Raw genomic sequence first — 17906 nt, 5'->3', positions numbered from 1 at the left:
CGGACAGGATCCGGAGGGGCCGCAAGCCCAGTCGCAGCAGGAGGAATCGTCGTCCCGGATCAAGTCCGGAACGACGTCAGGAAAGTGAACGAGATTACGAGTGGCAAACCAGCTCGGGCTTGCCCGGGCGGGTCAGCTTGATCTCGCTGGTGGTGCCGGTCATCTTCCAGCCGCCCTCGGCGGTCAGCGGATCGCCAGCCTTCGCTGCCTTCAGCGTGGTCGCGGCGCCGCCCTTTTCGGTGCGGACGACCGCCTGCTTGTCGCCATCGAAGAAGGTGACATAGGCAAGGCTCTGATCCTTGCAGCGCATGGTCTTGTCGGCCTTGATGGCGGGCGGCAGCTCGATCGGCGCGGCGTTGGCGAGCGTCGAGGCCATCGGATCGGGATTGCTGTCCAGCACCTGCGGCGAGGACGGTTCGGAGTTGCAGGCCGACAGCGCCAGCAGAGCGGCGGCCAGCGAGAGGGGGAGGAGCTTCTGCATAATATGCGCCGCTTCGCCCATGCGCTTTACTCCGTCAAGTCACGGATTGTTGCGGTGCATCAGAGTCTGGCTCATTCGTGGAATTCATCCATGTCGGGAATGCGTCCGAACGCAATTTTCGTACCGACGCGATCCAGGCGGCCACCGTGCATCGCGCCGACCGAGACCGCGTGGCGGCCGAATCGCTCGTTGATCCGGTCCATCGCGCGACTCAGCGCCAGCCCGCGCGTCTCGCGCGCCAGCGGATCGTCGGCGGGCAGATGCGCGAAGAGGGAATGCTGCTCCCCGACGACCGGCTCGATCTCGGCGAGCGTCACGCCGATCATGCGGCAGCCGCTGCGATGCCCGATCTCCTGCGCGCGCAGCCGCGGCAGCAGCGTGTCCAGCGCGGTGAGCATCGCGAAACTGTCTTGCGTCGCGGGCAGCTTCGCGGAGGCGCGCCACATGCTCTTATCGTCCTCGAACCGCGCATGGAGCACCAGCAATCGTGCACGATACGCCTTGCGGCGCAGCCGGCTCGCCGCCTTGAGCGCCAGCCGCCGCGCGGTCAGCCGCACTGCGCCATAGCCGCGCTTGCTGGGCGACAGGACATGGCTGTGGCCGATCGTGCGGCTCTGCGTCGCCTTGTCCGCCAGGTCGACGCCGTGGAGCAGATACCAGAGCCGGTCGCCATTGGTGCCGCCCCAGGCGTGGCCGGCATCGCGCGGGCGTCGTGCGAGCAATTGCTGGATGTCGTTGACGCCGTCGCGCGCCAGTCGCCGTTCCATCTTGGCGCCGACCCCGCTGATATCGCGCAGCGACAGCCGGTACAGCGCGTGCGGCAGGTCAGCGGCCTCGAACACCACCAGCCCGTCGGGTTTTTGCAGGTCGGACGCGAGCTTGGCGAGCAGCCGGTTGGGCGCGATCCCGACCGAGGAGGTCAGGCAGGTGCCGACCCGCTCGCGGATGCCACGCTTGATCCGCATCGCCAGCGCCTCGGCGTGGGCGCGGTCGTTTTCGTTGTCGAGCAGGCGACATGCCACTTCGTCGATCGAGCAGACCTTGGTGACCGGGATATGCCCCTCGATTTCCGCGACGATCGCATGGTGGAATTCGACATAGCGTTCGTGCCGAGCGGGGGTGACGACCAGTTCGCGGCACCGTTGCCTGGCCTCCCACACCGGGGTGCCGGTCGTGATGCCGTAGCGCTTGGCCTCGATCGAGGCCGCGATCGCGACGGTCGTGTCGGTGCCGACCGGCGCGACGATGACGGGCCGTCCGCGCAGGCTCGGCTGCAATTGCTGCTCGACGCTCGCGAAATAGCTGTTCAGGTCGAGGAACAGCCAGCGCAGCGGACGGGGTGGCAGGTCGTGCATCGGTGACTCGACAACGGAAACATATCAGGAACATGACAGATCAGGCGGCGCTTGGCGAGCGTGATGAAGGCGGGAGAGGGGGACTGAAAGTTTCATTCGCTTGCGCATCGGCGGGTGCGTCCGCATCTACGCGGCCATGCATACCACCACCGATACGCTGGCCCTGATCGGCAACACCCCGCTCGTCCGATTGAAGGGGCCGAGCGAGGCAACCGGCTGCGACATCTTTGGAAAGTGCGAGTTCGCCAACCCGGGCGCGAGCGTGAAGGACCGGGCGGCCTTGTTCATCGTCGCCGATGCCGAGGAGCGCGGGGTGCTCGCCCCCGGTGGCACGATCGTCGAGGGAACGGCGGGAAATACCGGCATCGGGCTGGCGCTGGTCGCCAATGCCAAGGGGTATCGCACGATCATCGTGATGCCCGATACGCAGTCCAAGGAGAAAATGGACACGTTGCGCGCGCTTGGGGCGGAGCTGGTGACGGTTCCGGCCGCGCCTTATGCGTCGTCGGCGCATTTCGTGCACACCTCGCGACGAATCGCGGAAGAGACGCCCGGCGCGATCTGGGCGAACCAGTTCGACAACATCGCCAACCGCCGCGCGCATATCGTCGGCACCGCCGAAGAGATCTGGACGCAGATGGACGGGCGGATCGATGGCTTCACCTGCGCGGTCGGGACCGGCGGCACCTTTGCGGGGGTCGGGCTGGGGCTGAAGGCGCATGATCCCGATGTGTGCATCGCGCTCAGCGATCCGCACGGCGCGGCGCTCTACGAATATTATGCGTGCGGCGAGTTGCGCGCCGAGGGTTCGTCGGTCGCCGAGGGGATCGGGCAGGGGCGGATCACCGCCAATCTGGAAGGCGCACCCGTCGACGCGCAATTCCGCATCCCCGATCAGGAGGGGCTGGACTGGACCGACCGGCTGTTGCGCGAGGAAGGGCTATGCCTGGGGCTTTCGTCCGGGATCAATGTCGCCGGCGCGGTGCGACTTGCGCGGCAGCTCGGGCCCGGCAAGCGGATCGCGACGATCCTGTGCGACACGGGGTTCCGCTATCTTTCGACGCTCTACGATCCGGCGTGGCTTGCCGCGAAAGGATTGGTGCGCGCGTCGGCGGTAACGAATTGATCGACAATCGCGCGACGATCGGTTAGAAATGCGCGACCGATGAAGTCTCCTCCGAAAGACAAGGCCGCTGTCGAACGGCAGCAGGCAGAACAGACCCGGCAGCGTGTGCGTGTCGGAATGATCGGCCTCGCCGCGGTGGTGCTGCTGATCGGGCTGGCGAGCGCGATCTTTTCTTCGGTAAACCAGCAACAACCGGTCAATGCGACCGGAGCATCGCAGCCGGAACTGGTTGCGAACATGAGCGCGCCGGCGTCCGCCCCCACCGCCGGCCCCACGAACGAGCCGCTCGCCGAAATGGGCGTGACCCTGGCGCAGCACCGACCCCCTCGGCGGTCGAATCGCCCGTGCCCTCGCAACCCGCAGCTGACGCATCCTCGACCAACGGCATGTTGTGACAGCCATGCCGCGGCCTTCGGCTGCGGTCGAAGCCGTGTCGCACCGCGCCCCGAATCGCGCGCACATTGCCCCCTTCGCCACCTGTAAGCGCGTTATGTGGCCCCTTCCGGCCTTGAGAAATCGCCGGGGAAATCCGGGGACGGGGCGCCGAAATGCGGAAAATACGGGGTTTGCGACACCGCGCGACGCGCCTGCCAGCCTGTTTTCGAAACCACCACCACAGGCTCCACCTTGGATTTGTGCGAGATTCTAAGGAGCATCCGTCTTCTCCCCGGATTTCCCCGAATTTCCCTTCTCTTCCCCATCCAACCCTGTTACCTATCCCTAACGACATTGGGGGCAGAACCACTGTTGTTTGCTGACGGCAACGTCGGCGCGCGGCGAGGGCTGTGCGCCGGGCAGGATGGTTGTGCGCCCCGGGTGCGAGGTGGGCGTGGTCGACAGGGTGGATTATCAGGGAAAGGGACTCGGTCTTGTCGACGACAAGGGCCGGGTCGCGATTCCCAACACCCTGCGCGCGACGCTGGCCAAAAACGCCCCGCGTGAGGACGGCAAGGATGGCGGCACCGTCATCATCGCGCCGCACCCCGAACATCGCTGCCTGATTGCCTATGATCCCGGCTTCGTGCCGTTCTGGAAGGCGAAGCTCGAGGCGCTGGATGCCGCGCAGTTCGCGAGCAGCGGACGCACCGATTACAATATCCTCGACCGTGCCGGCGGTGCCGAGCCGCTGCCCTTCGACGGCTCCGGCCGCTTCATCATGCCGACGTTCGAGCGTCGCTACGCCCGCATCCAGGGCGCGGCGGTGTTCCTCGGCGCGTTCAACTGGATCACGATCTGGGCACCGAACGTCCTGATCGAGACGCCGGGGATCGACCCCTTCCTCAAGGAGTATGTGGAGTTCGCTTGCGAGGACAAGGGGATCCCCCTGTCATGAGCAGCACCGTCGCCCCGCACATCCCCGTCCTGCTCGACGAAGTCGTCGCCGCGCTCGCCCCTGCCCCCGGTGAGTGCCACGTCGACGCGACCTTCGGCGCCGGCGGCTATACCCGTGCGATCCTCGCGACCGGTGCGGCGGTGATCGCGTTCGATCGCGACCCGGACGCGATCGCCAACGGTCGCGCGCTGGAGGAGGAAGCCGCGCTGACGCTGGTGTCGGCGACCTTCTCGGCGCTCGAATCGGAACTGGCGGCGCGCGATGCGGTGCCGGTCGACGGCGTGACGATGGATATCGGCGTGTCGTCGATGCAGCTCGACCAGGCGCAGCGCGGCTTCTCCTTCCAGTCGGACGGGCCGCTCGACATGCGGATGAGCCAGGAAGGCATGTCCGCCGCCGATTTCCTCAACGAGGCCGAGGAAGAGGCGATCGCCGACGTGCTGTACCGCTATGGCGAGGAGCCCAAGTCGCGGCGGATCGCACGCGCGGTGGTGGCGGCGCGCCCGCTCACCACGACCGCGCAGTTCGCCAACGTCGTCCGCAAGGCGCTCGGGCATCGTCCGCACGACAAGAAGGACCCGGCGACGCGTGCCTTCCAGGCGGTGCGCATCCACATCAACGGCGAGCTGGACGAGCTGACGCAGGGACTGGAAGCCGCCGAGCGCGTGCTCAAGCCCGGCGGCCGGCTGGCGATCGTGACCTTCCATTCGCTGGAGGACCGGATCGTCAAGCGCTTCCTGCGCGACCGGTCGGGTGCCGCACCCGCCGGCTCGCGGCATCTGCCGGTCAGCGCGCCGACGCGCGAGCCGACGTTCGAAATCACTGCCCGTGCGATCCGCGCGGGCGAAGCGGAGCTGGCCGCGAACCCGCGCGCCCGCTCCGCCACACTTCGCACCGCCCGGCGTACCGGGGCGGCCCCTTGGCGTTTGGAGGCGTAACGATGGCGGCGATATATCGGTTGAAGGGGCTCGGGTGGCTGACCGGCTGCGCGATCGTGGCGATCGGCTTCTACCTGGTATCCTCGCAGGTCGCGGCGGAGCGCAAGCGGGTCGACCAGGTCGACCGCCGCATCGCCTCGGCCGAGCGCGATATCCGCGCGCTGGAGACCGAGTTCGACGTGCGCGCCAACCTGGCGCAGCTCGAGCGCTGGAACGGCAACACGCTGGCGTTGACGGTGCCGACCGCGCAGCAGTTCGTTTCGGACGAGCGCGCGCTGGCCGCGCTGTCGCCGGTGCAGGGGCTGCCGGTGCCGGGACGTGACGTGCAGGTGCAGACCGCGCAGTTGATCGTCCCCGCCGCGCCGGTCGTCGTCGTCACTCCGGCGGTCGCCACCGCCAGCACCGCCACTGCCACGCCCGCCGTCGTGAAGGTCGCCGCGGTGCAGGTCGCCGCTGCCAGCGCCCCGATCACGGTCACCAAGGTCGCCGCGCGTGCCGTCGCCGCGCCGGTCAAGGTCGCCAAGGTCGCGATGCTCGACCGCGGACTGCTCAGCGACAATACGTTGGGTGACCTGTTGAGCGGCGCCCGCGCCGAACGGGGCCGCCTGCGTTGACAACCCTGGTCGCCCGACCACTTCGCGCCGGCCGCTCGGGCGACCAGCGCCAGCAATTGCTGGCGACGCAACATCTACGCCTGATGATGCTGATGCTGCTGTTCGCGGCGGCGGTGCTGATCGTGATCGGGCGGCTGGCGATGCTTGGCGTGACCGAGGGTGGCGAGCGCGGCATCGCGCCGGTGCTGGCCGCGCCGCGCGGCGATATCGTCGATCGCAACGGCGCGCCGCTCGCGCGGACGATCGATGCCTGGACGATCGGCGTCCATCCCAAGAAGCTGCTCGGCGATCCATCGCAGATCGCGCAGAAGCTGGCCGACCTGATGCCCGACCGCGGCGATCAGGCGTGGTTCTACGCGCAGATCACGCGCCCGGTCAGCTTCACCTATCTCAACCGCCGCGCCAGCCCCGCGCTGGTCGAGGCGGTCAACGCGATCGGCGAGCCCGGCATCGTCTTTGAGCGCGAGACGCAGCGGCTGTACCCGCAGTCGACGCTCGGTGCGCATGTGCTCGGCTTCATCAGCGGCGGCCACGGGATGAGCGGAATCGAGCGCGCGCTCGACGAGCGGCTGACGAACCCCGCGACGATCAACCAGCCGGTCACGCTGTCGATCGACACCCGCGTCCAGGCGGCGATGGAGAGCGAGCTGGGCCGCGCGATGACGACCTTCTCCGCGCGCGGTGGCGGCGGGATCGTGCTCGACGCCCATACCGGCGAAGTGGTGGCGATGGTGTCGTTGCCGACCTTCAATCCGAACCGGGTCGGCATGTCGGGCAGCGAGCAGCTTCGCAACATCACGACGCAGAGCGTGTTCGAGTTGGGATCGACCTTCAAGCCGATTACGATGGCGTCGGCGATCGACAATGGCGTCGTCACCTCGATGGAGCGCCGCTTCGACGCGACGCATCCGTTGCAGGTCGGGCGCTTCACGATCCATGACGAGCGTGGCGATCCCAAGCGCTGGCTCAACATGGCCGAGACGCTGATCTATTCCTCCAACGTCGCCACTGCGCGCGTCGCCGACGAGGTCGGGCCGGAGCGGATGCAGAAGATGTTCCGCAAGCTGGGCTTTGACACCCGCCCGGACATCGAGATCCGCGAAAAGGGACGCCCGCTGTGGCCGACCTTCTGGGCGCGGACCACGACGATGACCACCGCTTACGGGCATGGCATCGCGGTGACCCCGCTGCATCTCGCCAACGCCTATGCGGCGCTGGTCAACGGCGGGACGTGGCGACCGGCGACGCTGCTGAAGGTCCAGCCGGGTCATGAAGTCGCGGGCCGGCGTGTCATCAGCGAGGCGACCAGCGCGCGGATGCGCCAGATGCTGCGGCTGATCGTGCTGCGCGGCACGGGACGCAAGGGTGACGCGCCCGGCTACCGCGTCGGCGGCAAGACCGGCACCGCCGAGGCGGCGGTAGCGGGCGGGTACGACCGGTCGCGCAACGTCGCGACCTTCGCGGCGGCTTTCCCGATGGACGCGCCGCGCTATGTGGTGGTGGCGATGCTCGACTCGCCGCTCGGTACGAAGGAAACCTTCGGGTGGAAGACCGCCGCCTGGAACGTCGCGCCGGTGGTCGGGCGCACGATCTCGCGCGTCGGTGCGATCCTGGGCGTGACCCCCGACGATCATCACGACATCGACGTGTCGGATATCGTCCCGACGCTCTGGGAGGATCCCGATCGCGTGCCGAAGAGCGGTGGGCAGTGAGGACCATGGCATGAAGCTGTCGCAACTGGTGCAGGACGGCGGCGAGCAGGCGGTCACGGGGTTCGCGATCGACCATCGCAAGGTCGCGCCGGGTACGATCTTCGGTGCGTTCGAAGGCGCGCGGGTGAACGGCGAAGACTTCATTCCCGCGGCGATCGAGGCGGGTGCGGTCGCGGTCGTCGCGCGGCCCGGCGCGCGCGTCGAGGGTGCGCTCCACATCCGCGATTACACGCCGCGCGAAGCCTTTGCGCGGCTGGCCGCCCGCTTCTTCGCGCCCTTCCCCGACACCGCGGTCGCGGTCACCGGCACCAACGGCAAGACCTCGACGGTCGAGATGACGCGGCAGCTGTGGCGAATGGCGGGGCATCATGCCGCGTCGATCGGCACGCTGGGCGTCGCGACCGCCGACGAGCGCGTCGTGACCGGGTTGACCACGCCCGACGTCGTCACCTTCCTGTCGAACGTCGCCGGGCTGGCGCGCGAAGGCGTGACGCATGTGGCGTTCGAGGCGTCGAGCCACGGGCTGAGCCAGTACCGCACCGAGGGCCTGCCGGTGCGCGCCGCGGCGTTCACCAATCTCAGCCGCGACCATCTCGACTATCATGGCGACATGGCCGCCTATTTCACCGCCAAGCTGCGGCTGTTCGCGCAGGTGCTGGGGGATGGCGGGACCGCGGTGGTATGGGTCGACGATCCGAATTCGGAGCGGGTGATCGACATCGCGCGCGAACGCGGCAACCGTGTCTTCACGGTCGGGGAGCATGGCGACGACCTGCGATTGGTCGCGCGCGCGCCGACCTTGCTGGGGCAGGGACTGACGATCCGCGCCGGGGACGTCGATCACCGGGTCACGCTGCCCTTGATCGGCGGGTATCAGGCCGCCAACGCGCTGATCGCGGCGGGGCTGGTGATCGCGACCGGAGGCGATGTCGCGCAGACGATCGCCGGGCTCGCGCGGTTGCAGCCGGTGCGGGGGCGACTGGAGCGCGCCGCGATCACCGCGGGCGGCGTGCCGGTCTATGTCGATTATGCGCATACCCCCGACGCCATCGAGGCGGCGTGCGCCGCGCTGCGCCCACATGTCGAGGGGCGGCTGCTCTTGGTCTTCGGGGCCGGCGGCGACCGGGATGCGGGCAAGCGCGTGCCGATGGGGCAGGCCGCGGTGGCGAGCGCCGACGTGGTGATCGTGACCGACGACAATCCACGCACCGAAGAGCCGGCGGCGATCCGACGCGCGGTGCTGGAAGGCGCGCGCGGCGCGCGCGAGATCGGTGACCGTCGCGCCGCGATCGCTGCCGCGATCGCGGAGGCGCGCGCGGGGGACATCGTGCTGATCGCGGGCAAGGGCCACGAACAGGGGCAGATCGTCGGGGATCTCGTGCTGCCGTTCGACGACGTGACGGTGGCGCGCGAGGTGGCGGCGTGAGCGTTGACCGTTCTTCATCATTGCCGCGAACGCGGGAATCCAGAACCTGTGACGCTCGCTCTCTTGTCGACGGGCCTGCGCGTCTGGATCCCCGCCTGCGCGGCGGTGACGACTTTGGTATGATGCGCGCATGACGCTCTGGACCGCCGCCGACATCGCCGCCGCCACGGGAGGCACCGCCTCCGCCGACTTCACCGTCGACGGCGTGGCGTTCGATTCGCGTGAGGTTGGCGAACGCGACCTGTTCATCGCGCTGACCGGCGAGACGACCGACGGCCACCGCTTCCTCGATCAGGCGTTCGCACAAGGGGCGGGCGGCGCGATCGTCTCGCAACCGACCGCACACCCGTCGGTGCGCGGCGACGACAGCTTCGCCGCGCTCGAAGCCCTCGCCCGCGCCGCGCGCGCGCGGGTGGCGGGCAAGGTGATCGGCGTCACGGGATCGGTCGGCAAGACCTCGACCAAGGAGGCGCTGTTCGCGGCGCTCGATCGTGCGCCCGGCGTTCGCGCGCACCGCTCGGTCAAGAGCTACAACAATCATACCGGCGTCCCGCTCAGCCTCGCGCGGATGCCCGCCGACACCGATTTCGCGGTGCTGGAAATGGGGATGAACCATCCCGGCGAACTGGCGCATCTGACCACATTGGTGCGCCCGCATGTCGCGCTGGTGACCGCGATCGCGCCCGCGCATACCGAATTCTTCCCCGACGAAAGCGCGATCGCCGACGCCAAGGGCGAGATCTTCCGCGGCCTGGAGCCCGGCGGAACCGCGATCGTCCCGTTCGACAGCCCGCATCGCGACCGGCTGATCGAGGCGGCCAAGCCCTATGCCGGCCGCATCGTGACCTTCGGGCTCGACCGCGGGGCCGATGTCTGTGCCAGCGATGCGATGGTGGTGCGCAGCGGCGGCACCTTCGTCACCGCACGGGTCGGCGGGCGCGACCTGAGCTTCACGATCGCGCAGCCCGGGCGGCATTGGGTGTCGAATGCGCTCGCCGTTCTCGCGGTGGCCGACGCGGTCGGTGCCGATCTGGCGCTGGCCGGGCTGGCGCTGGGCGAGCTTGGTGGCCTGCCAGGGCGCGGTGCGCGGTTGACGGTGCGCGTCGGCGATGGCGAAGCGACCGTGATCGACGAAAGCTACAACGCCAATCCCGCGTCGATGCGCGCGACGCTGGCGGTGCTCGAGCAGGCGGCCGGCCGACACGTCGCGGTGCTGGGCGAGATGCGCGAGCTGGGCGAGGGGTCGGCGGACTTCCATGCCGGGCTGGCCGAGGATGTCGTCGCCGCGCGCGTCGAAGCGGCCGTGCTGGTCGGCGAGGCGATGCGCCCGCTGGCCGTAGCGCTTGAGGGGCAAGTCGATTTCGTCCATGTGCCCGATGCCGGCCAGGCGCTCGACCGCGTGCGAGCCATGATCCGCCCGGGCGACACGTTGCTCGTCAAGGGATCGAACGGCGTCGGTCTGTCGCGGCTGGTCAGCGGCCTTGCCAACGGGATGAGTTGAGTTGCTGTACTGGATCGCCGAACAACTCGGTTTCTCGGGCGGGTTCAACCTGATCCGCTATCAGACGTTCCGCGCCGGGGCGGCGATCGCGACCGCGTTGCTGATCGGCCTGATCATCGGCCCGCGCTTCATCGGCTGGCTGCGCGTTCGGCAGGGCAAGGGACAGCCGATCCGCGCCGACGGTCCGCAGACGCATCTCGCCAAGCGTGGCACCCCGACGATGGGCGGCCTGATGATCCTCACCAGCCTGGTGCTGTCGGTGATGATCTGGATGGACCTGCGCAATCCGTTCGTCTGGGCGTGCCTGTTCGTCACCCTCGGCTTCGGTGCGATCGGCTTCCTCGACGATTACGACAAGGTGCGAAAGGCCAGCACCGCGGGCGTTTCCGGGCGCGTGCGGCTGTTGCTGGAGTTCGGCATCGCGGGCGTGGCGGCGTGGATCGTGATGCAGGAGAACGGGTCCGGCCTCTATTTCCCGTTCACCAGCCGCTATTTCATCGATCTCGGCTATTTCTATCCGGTCTTCGCCGCCTTCACGATCGTCGCGTTCGGCAATGCGGTGAACCTGACCGACGGGCTCGATGGCCTCGCGACCATGCCGGTCATCATCGCGAGCGTCGCGTTCCTGCTGATCGTCTATCTGGCCGGCAACGTGAAGTTCGCCGACTATCTCGGCATCCCCCACGTGCCGCGCGCGGGCGAGCTGGCGATCTTCTGCGGGGCGGTGATCGGCGGCGGGCTGGCGTTCCTGTGGTATAATGCGCCTCCCGCGGCGGTGTTCATGGGCGATACCGGCAGCCTCGCGCTTGGCGGCGCGCTCGGCACGATCGCGGTGGTCGCGCACCACGAGATCGTCCTGGGGATCATCGGCGGGCTGTTCGTGGTCGAGGCGCTGTCCGTCATCATCCAGGTGTTCTGGTACAAGCGCACCGGCAAGCGCATCTTCCGCATGGCGCCGATCCACCACCATTTCGAGCAACTGGGGTGGAGCGAGCCGACGGTCGTGATCCGGTTCTGGATCATCTCGCTGGTGCTGGCGCTGGCCGGGCTGTCGACGTTGAAGCTGCGATGATCGTCTCGCGCGCCTGGGCGGGGAAACATTACGCGGTGCTCGGGCTGGCGCGCTCGGGCGCCGCGACCGTTCGTGCGCTGGTTGCGGCTGGGGCGCGGGTGACGGCTTGGGATAGTGATGCGGAAAAGCGGGCGGCTTTGGCTCCCTCTCCCCTGCGGGGAGAGGGCTGGGGTGAGGGGTTGGGGTCTCGCAGAGATGCCGATCTCGGTGAGACACCGGCCCCTCACCCCACCCTCTCCCCAAAGGGGAGAGGGCTAGAAGTACTAGACCTCGACCTGCTGGACCTCGCCACTGTCGACGCGCTGGTCGTCTCCCCCGGCGTGCCGCTCAACACGCACCCGCTTGCCGCAAAGGCACGCGCGGCGGGCGTTCCGATCATCGGCGACATCGAACTCTTCGCGCAGGCCCGCGCCGACCTCGCCGCGCACAAGGTCGTCGGGATCACCGGCACCAACGGCAAGTCGACCACCACCGCACTGGTCCATCACATCCTCGACACCGCCGGCATCCCCGCGCGCATGGGCGGCAATATCGGGCTGCCGATCCTCGCGCAGGAGCCGCTGCCGGAGGGTGGCGTCTATGTGCTCGAACTGTCGAGCTACCAGATCGACCTGACGCAGACGCCCGACTGCGACGTCGCGGTGCTGCTCAACGTCACCCCCGATCATCTCGACCGCTACGACGGCTTCGATGCCTATGCCGCCAGCAAGGCGCGGCTGTTCTCGATGCAGTCCGCCGCGCATGTCGCGGTGGTCGATTACGAGGCGGAGGCCGAGCATGACGTGCTCGCCGACGCGCCCGCGGGGCTCAACTTCCGCTTCATCGACGGCGTGCCGTTGCCCGGCGATCAGGCGCGCTGGCCGTCGCTGCAAGGCCCGCACAACGAACAGAATGCCAAGGCCGCGGTCGCGGTCGCCGAGGCGCTGGGCGTCGACGCCGAGACGATCGAGCGCGCGCTGGAGACGTTCACCGGCCTGCCGCATCGCATGGAGCGGATCGCGACGCTGAACGGCGTGGCCTGGATCAACGACAGCAAGGCGACCAATCCCGAAAGCGCCGCGCCCGCGCTCGCCGCTTTCTCGCGCATCCACTGGATCGTCGGCGGCAAGGTGAAGGGCGACGATCTCGACGCCTGCGTGCCGCATCTCGGCAACGTCGTCCGCGCCTATACGATCGGCGAGGGCGGCCCGCGCTTCGCCGCGGTGCTGCAGGGCCGCGTGCCGGTCGCCGAGGTCGAGACGCTGGAACGCGCGGTGAAGCTGGCGGCGCAGGAGGCGGCGCGCGGCGACGTCGTGCTGCTGTCGCCCGCCGCCGCCTCGTTCGACCAGTTTCGCGATTTCGAGCAGCGTGGCGCCGCGTTCCGCGCGGCGGTGGAGGAGCTGGCATGAGCGCGACCCGAACCGAGCCGACGCGTCCCGGCGTCTCGTTACGCAACCGCGGCGGGCGCGGCGATCCGTCGCCGCTCGGCACGTGGTTCTGGGACATCGATCGCGTGCTGTTGCTGCTCGCGCTGTTCCTGATCGCGATCGGGCTGATCGCGGTCGCGGCCGGTTCGCCGGTCAGCGCGACGCGCTATTCGGGCGAGCATCTCCATTTTGCGCCGCTGCACTATTTCTGGCGGCAGGTGATGTGGGTGGCGGTGTCGCTGCCGGTGCTGTTCATCGTGTCGATGCTGCCGCTGACGATGGCGCGGCGCATGTCGCTGATCGGCGCGGCGGTGTGCGTCGCCCTGATGGTGCTGGTGCCGTTCGTCGGAGTCAGCGTCAACGGCGCGCGCCGCTGGGTGGGGTTCGGGTTCGCGCAGTTCCAGCCGTCCGAATTCCTCAAGCCGTTCTTCGTCGTCACGGTTGCGTGGCTGCTGTCGTTCAAGTCGCGCGATGCCGAGCTGCCCGTGACCGCGATCACCGCAGGACTGACCGGGCTGATCGCGATGCTGCTGATGCTGCAACCCGACTTCGGCCAGACCGTGATGTTCTGCGTGATCTGGCTGGCGCTCGTCACGATCGCGGGGACGCCGACGCGGGTGATCTTCGGCTTCCTGTCGATGGTGCCGGTCGCGTTGATCGCGGCCTATCTGTTCTACAGCACCGCGCGCAAGCGGATCGACGCCTTCCTGTTTCCCGGCGTCGAGGGCGAAGGCGCGGCCGATCACTTCCAGACCAATGCCGCGCACAACACGCTGACCTCCGGCGGCTGGTTCGGAACCGGGCCGGGCGCCGGGACGGTCAAATACGGACTGCCCGAGGCGCATACCGACTATATCTTCTCGGTGATCGGTGAGGAGTTCGGGCTGCTGGCGTGCATGGTCGTCGGGCTGGTGTTCCTGGCGATCGTGGTGCGCGTGTTCGTCAAGCTGCTCGACGAGCAGGACCCGTTCCGGTTGCTCGCCGCCTCCGGGCTGGCGGTGCAGTTCGGGGCGCAGGCGTTGATCTCGATGGCGGTCAATACCGGGCTGGCGCCGTCGAAGGGCATGACGCTGCCGTTCATTAGTTACGGCGGGTCGTCGATGGTCGCGCTGTCGATGGGGATGGGGCTGTTGCTGGCCTTCACGCGCCGCAATCCGTTCCTGCTGCGTAGCCCGTATATCGCGCAGCAACGCTGGAGCGCCGAATGACGCAAGTCCGCGACTTCCGCCCCCGCCATTACGTGCTCGCCGCCGGCGGGACCGGCGGGCATATGGTGCCGGCCGCCGCGCTCGCCGCCGAGCTGATGAAGCGCGGCCACCGCGTCGCATTGGTCAGCGATGCGCGCGGGGTGCGCTTTCCGGGGCTTTTCGAGGGCGTGGAGACGCATGTCATTCCCGCCGGGCGGTTTGCAGGCGGGCCGCTCGGCTGGGCGAAGGCGGCGCGGCTGATGGTGCAGGGGCGGGCGATAGCGCGCGACCTGTATCGCAGCTTCAAGCCCGCGGCGGTGATCGGCTTCGGCGGCTATCCGGCGTTTCCGGCGCTGTCGGCGGCGTTCGCCGAGAAGATCCCGACCGCGATCCATGAGCAGAATGCGGTGCTGGGACGCGTCAACCGGCTGGTGGCGGGGCGCGTCGATGCGATCGCGACCAGCTATGCCGAGACCGAGCGGCTCAACCCGCGCCACCGCGCCAAGGCGCATCTGATCGGCAATCCAGTGCGCGAGAGCGTGCTGGCGTTGCGCGCCAAGCCCTATCCGGTACCCGAGGACGACGGCATCTTCCGCGTGCTGGTGACCGGCGGGAGCCAGGGCGCGTCGGTACTGAGCCAGGTGGTGCCCGACGGGCTGGCGCTGCTGCCGGTTGCGTTCCGTCGCCGCCTGCAGGTGACGCATCAGGCGCGGATCGAGGATATCGATGCGGTGCGCGAGAAATATGCGAGCCTCGACATCGCCGCCGATCTCGCCACCTATCTTCCCGACCTGCCCGAGCAACTCGGCTGGTCGCATCTCGTCATCGCGCGCGCCGGGGCGTCGACGATCGCCGAGCTGACCGCCGCCGGTCGCCCCGCGATCCTCGTGCCGCTGCCCTCGGCGACCGACGACCACCAGACCGCCAATGCGCGCGAGATCACCGCCGCGGGTGGCGCGCGTACCATCCAGCAGACCGCCTTCACGCCGACGGAACTCGCCAAACAGATGCAGAAACTCGGACTCGATCCCGAAGCGCTCGGCAACGCCGCGACCCGCGCACGGTCGTGCGGTGCGCCGAACGCCGTCACCGACCTCGCCGATCTGGTCGAGAGCCTCGACGCGCCCAGGGCGCGGATCAAGGTGGGTGTCGCGCAGGCGCGGAAGGCGTTCGCATGAAGGGGGTCGCAACCGACATCGGGACGATCCATTTCGTCGGGATCGGCGGGATCGGCATGTCGGGCATCGCCGAGGTGATGCACAATCTCGGCTACAAGGTGCAGGGCTCCGACGTTGCCGAGGGCTATGTGATCGAGGGGCTGCGCGCGCGCGGCATCGACGTGACGATCGGGCATGACGCCACCAACGTCGACGGCGTCGCGGTGGTCGTCACTTCGACCGCGGTGAAGCGCGGCAATCCGGAAGTCGAGGCGGCGCTGCGCAACCGCATCCCCGTCGTGCGCCGGGCCGAGATGCTCGCCGAGCTGATGCGGCTGAAATCGACCGTCGCGGTCGCGGGGACGCACGGCAAGACGACGACCACCTCGATGGTCGCAGCGCTGCTGGATGCGGGCGGGGTCGATCCGACCGTCATCAACGGCGGGATCATCAACAGCTATGGCTCGAACGCGCGGCTGGGCGCGAGCGACTGGATGGTGGTCGAGGCCGACGAGAGCGACGGCAGCTTCCTGCGGCTCGACGGGACGATCGCGGTCGTCACCAATATCGATCCCGAGCATCTCGACCATTATGGCAGCTTCGACCGCGCGAAGGACGCCTATGTCGAATTCGTCGAGAACGTGCCCTTCTATGGCGCGGCGCTGCTGTGCCTCGACCATCCGGAGGTGCAGGCGCTGATCCCGCGCGTCCGCGACCGGCGGATCGTCACCTATGGCTTCGCGGCGTCGGCGGACGTGCGCGGGGTCAACGTCACGCCCTATCCGGGCGGCAACCGTTTCGAGGCGATGATCCGCTCGCGCGACGGCGCGGTGCGGTCGATCGAGGGGATCGATCTGCCGATGCCGGGGCGGCACAACGTCCAGAACGCGCTGGCCGCGATCGGCGTCGCGCTGGAACTGGGGATCGACGATGCGACGATCCAGAAGGGGTTCGAGCGCTTCTCCGGGGTCAAGCGGCGCTTCACCAAGGTCGGTGAAGTCGCCTTTGCCGGGGTGGGGGCGCCACGATCATCGACGATTACGGGCACCATCCGGTCGAGATCCGCGCAGTGCTCGCCGCCGCGCGCGAGAGTGCGCAGGGGCGGGTGATCGCGGTCGTCCAGCCGCATCGTTACTCGCGGCTCGGCAATTTGATGGAGGACTTCCGCGGCGCGTTCAACGACGCGGATCAGGTCTATGTCACCCCGGTCTATGCCGCGGGCGAGGCGCCGGTGCCCGGCGTCGACGCCGAGGCGCTGGTCGCGGGATTGCAGGAGCGCGGGCATCGTCAGGCGGCGGTGGTTGCGGATGCCGCCGCGCTTGCCACGGTGCTGGCGGAAGAAGTGCGCGCGGGCGATCAGGTGATCTGCCTCGGCGCGGGCGACATCACCAAATGGGCGGCCGGGCTCGCCACCGCGATCGGGGAACGCGCATGACCAACTGGTTGGACGCCACGATCAACTGGCAGAAGCAATTGCTCGACACCCAGCGCAGCGCGCTGGAGGCCGGCCGGCACGCCACCGATGCGGGCGCGGCGCTGATCGCGGCACAGGAGGCGACGCGGCGCGCGGGCGAGGCGAACATGGCGGCGTGGCAGGCATGGGCGCAATTGTGGCGTGCCGGGCCGTGGTGAGCGCGCTTCCCGAGGTCTGCGGGCGGCTGACGCAGCACGCACCGCTTGCGCCGCTCGTCTGGTTCAAGGCCGGCGGGGCGGCGGAGTGGCTGTTCGAGCCGGCGGATGCCGACGATCTCTGTGCCTTTCTTGCCGCGCTCGATCCGGCGGTGCCGGTGATGCCGCTCGGGCTCGGATCGAACCTGATCGTCCGCGACGGCGGGGTGCCGGGCGTGGTGGTCCGGCTCGGCAAGCCGTTCGCGACCGCGACCGCGCTCGATGGCGTGACGCTGCGTTGCGGGGTGGAGCGAGCGGGATCCTCGTGTCCTCGACGGCGCGCGATGCGGGCGTCGCGGGGCTGGAGTTCCTGCGCTCGATCCCAGGCACGGTCGGCGGGTTCGTGCGAATGAACGGCGGGGCGTATGGGCGCGAGACCGCCGAGGTGCTCGTCGACGCCGAGGTGGTGTTGCGCTCGGGCGAGCGGCGGACGCTGGCCGGCGCCGATCTCGGCTATACCTATCGCCATTCGGACCTGCCCGAGGGCGCGGTGGTGATCGCCGCCACCTTCCGCGGCCAAGCCGGCGAAGCCGCTGCGATCCAGGCCGAGATGGACCGGATCGCCGCGGCGCGCGAGGCATCGCAGCCGTTGCGCTCGAAGACCGGCGGGTCGACGTTCAAGAACCCGGCCGGGCATAAGGCGTGGGCGCTGGTCGATGAAGCCGGGTGCCGCGGGCTGCGGCGCGGGGATGCGCAGGTGAGTGAGAAGCATACCAACTTCCTGCTCAACCTCGGTGGAGCGAGCAGCGCGGATATTGAGGCGTTGGGGGAGGATGTTCGCGCGCGGGTGAAGGCGGCGAGCGGGGTGCAATTGGAATGGGAGATTCAGCGGGTGGGTTTGGTGCGTAACGAAAGCCCTCTCCCCTCCGGGGAGAGGGTTGGGAGAGGGGCTGAGGTCTCACCGAGCCCGACCTCTCTGCGAGGCACCAG

At 68.8% G+C, this 17906-nt stretch carries 15 protein-coding genes and 2 pseudogenes; 15 read left to right on the top strand and 2 right to left on the bottom strand.

The features are described from left to right. Nucleotides 1-94: 94 nt before the first annotated feature. Complete coding sequence (locus QP166_RS14335) at nt 95-481, bottom strand: hypothetical protein (protein WP_333916524.1); 387 nt, start codon at nt 479-481, stop codon at nt 95-97. 71 nt (nt 482-552) lie between these two features. Next, a complete protein-coding gene (locus QP166_RS14330; RefSeq protein WP_333916523.1) occupies nt 553-1836 on the bottom strand; it encodes a Y-family DNA polymerase in 1284 nt (427 codons plus the stop codon). 136 nt (nt 1837-1972) lie between these two features. Between QP166_RS14330 and QP166_RS14325 the strand changes: the two genes are divergently transcribed. The 15 genes and pseudogenes from QP166_RS14325 to murB all read left to right on the top strand — a co-directional run. Beyond that, complete coding sequence (locus QP166_RS14325; protein WP_333916522.1) at nt 1973-2962, top strand: cysteine synthase A; 990 nt, start codon at nt 1973-1975, stop codon at nt 2960-2962. A gap of 39 nt (nt 2963-3001) precedes the next feature. Then, nucleotides 3002-3445, top strand: a complete 444-nt coding sequence (locus tag QP166_RS14320) for a hypothetical protein (RefSeq protein WP_333916521.1) — start codon at nt 3002-3004, stop codon at nt 3443-3445. Nucleotides 3446-3785: 340 nt separating this feature from the next. Then, nucleotides 3786-4295: a division/cell wall cluster transcriptional repressor MraZ gene (locus QP166_RS14315; protein WP_333916520.1), complete on the top strand. Its 510-nt coding sequence runs from the start codon at nt 3786-3788 to the stop codon at nt 4293-4295. After that, the gene (gene rsmH / locus QP166_RS14310) at nt 4292-5233 is read left to right on the top strand and encodes a 16S rRNA (cytosine(1402)-N(4))-methyltransferase RsmH (protein WP_333916519.1); all 942 of its coding nucleotides are present in this window, start codon (nt 4292-4294) and stop codon (nt 5231-5233) included. The genes QP166_RS14315 and rsmH overlap by 4 nt, the downstream gene beginning before the upstream one ends. Before the next feature lie 2 nt (nt 5234-5235). Then, on the top strand, nt 5236-5847 hold the full coding sequence (locus tag QP166_RS14305; protein ID WP_333916518.1) for a hypothetical protein: 612 nt from the start codon (nt 5236-5238) through the stop codon (nt 5845-5847). Further along, on the top strand, nt 5844-7559 hold the full coding sequence (locus QP166_RS14300; RefSeq protein WP_333916517.1) for a peptidoglycan D,D-transpeptidase FtsI family protein: 1716 nt from the start codon (nt 5844-5846) through the stop codon (nt 7557-7559). Before QP166_RS14305 ends, QP166_RS14300 begins: the two co-directional genes overlap by 4 nt. 10 nt (nt 7560-7569) lie before the next feature. After that, nucleotides 7570-8985, top strand: coding sequence for a UDP-N-acetylmuramoyl-L-alanyl-D-glutamate--2,6-diaminopimelate ligase (locus QP166_RS14295; RefSeq protein ID WP_333916516.1), 1416 nt, complete (start codon nt 7570-7572; stop codon nt 8983-8985). A 130-nt stretch (nt 8986-9115) separates the two neighbouring features. Continuing rightward, complete coding sequence (locus tag QP166_RS14290; RefSeq protein ID WP_333916515.1) at nt 9116-10486, top strand: UDP-N-acetylmuramoyl-tripeptide--D-alanyl-D-alanine ligase; 1371 nt, start codon at nt 9116-9118, stop codon at nt 10484-10486. 1 nt (nt 10487) lies between these two features. Beyond that, entirely contained in the window at nt 10488-11558 is a 1071-nt protein-coding gene (gene mraY, locus QP166_RS14285) for a phospho-N-acetylmuramoyl-pentapeptide-transferase (RefSeq protein ID WP_333916514.1), read from the top strand. Next, nucleotides 11555-12946, top strand: coding sequence for a UDP-N-acetylmuramoyl-L-alanine--D-glutamate ligase (gene murD / locus QP166_RS14280; protein WP_333916513.1), 1392 nt, complete (start codon nt 11555-11557; stop codon nt 12944-12946). The genes mraY and murD overlap by 4 nt, the downstream gene beginning before the upstream one ends. Next, nucleotides 12943-14172 (top strand): FtsW/RodA/SpoVE family cell cycle protein, encoded by a 1230-nt coding sequence (locus tag QP166_RS14275; protein WP_333916512.1) that lies wholly within the window; start codon nt 12943-12945, stop codon nt 14170-14172. The genes murD and QP166_RS14275 overlap by 4 nt, the downstream gene beginning before the upstream one ends. Continuing rightward, entirely contained in the window at nt 14169-15329 is a 1161-nt protein-coding gene (murG, locus tag QP166_RS14270) for an undecaprenyldiphospho-muramoylpentapeptide beta-N-acetylglucosaminyltransferase (RefSeq protein ID WP_333916510.1), read from the top strand. The genes QP166_RS14275 and murG overlap by 4 nt, the downstream gene beginning before the upstream one ends. Next, nucleotides 15326-16743, top strand: a pseudogene (murC, locus tag QP166_RS14265) (UDP-N-acetylmuramate--L-alanine ligase). Before murG ends, murC begins: the two are co-directional and overlap by 4 nt. Next, nucleotides 16740-16940 carry a hypothetical protein gene (locus tag QP166_RS14260; RefSeq protein ID WP_333916509.1) on the top strand — a complete coding sequence of 67 codons (201 nt, stop codon included), beginning with the start codon at nt 16740-16742 and terminating at the stop codon, nt 16938-16940. The pseudogene murC and the gene QP166_RS14260 overlap by 4 nt, the downstream one beginning before the upstream one ends. Beyond that, nucleotides 16907-17814 (top strand): annotated as a pseudogene (murB, locus tag QP166_RS14255) (UDP-N-acetylmuramate dehydrogenase); the annotation flags it as partial. The gene QP166_RS14260 and the pseudogene murB, both read left to right, overlap by 34 nt. Nucleotides 17815-17906: the final 92 nt, after the last annotated feature.

The organism is Sphingomonas sp. LR60 (assembly GCF_036855935.1).
In the GTDB taxonomy this organism is placed as follows: Bacteria; Pseudomonadota; Alphaproteobacteria; order Sphingomonadales; family Sphingomonadaceae; genus Sphingomonas.
The sequence above is the reverse complement of the archived record's forward strand: the minus strand, read 5'-3'. Positions and strand labels throughout refer to the sequence as shown.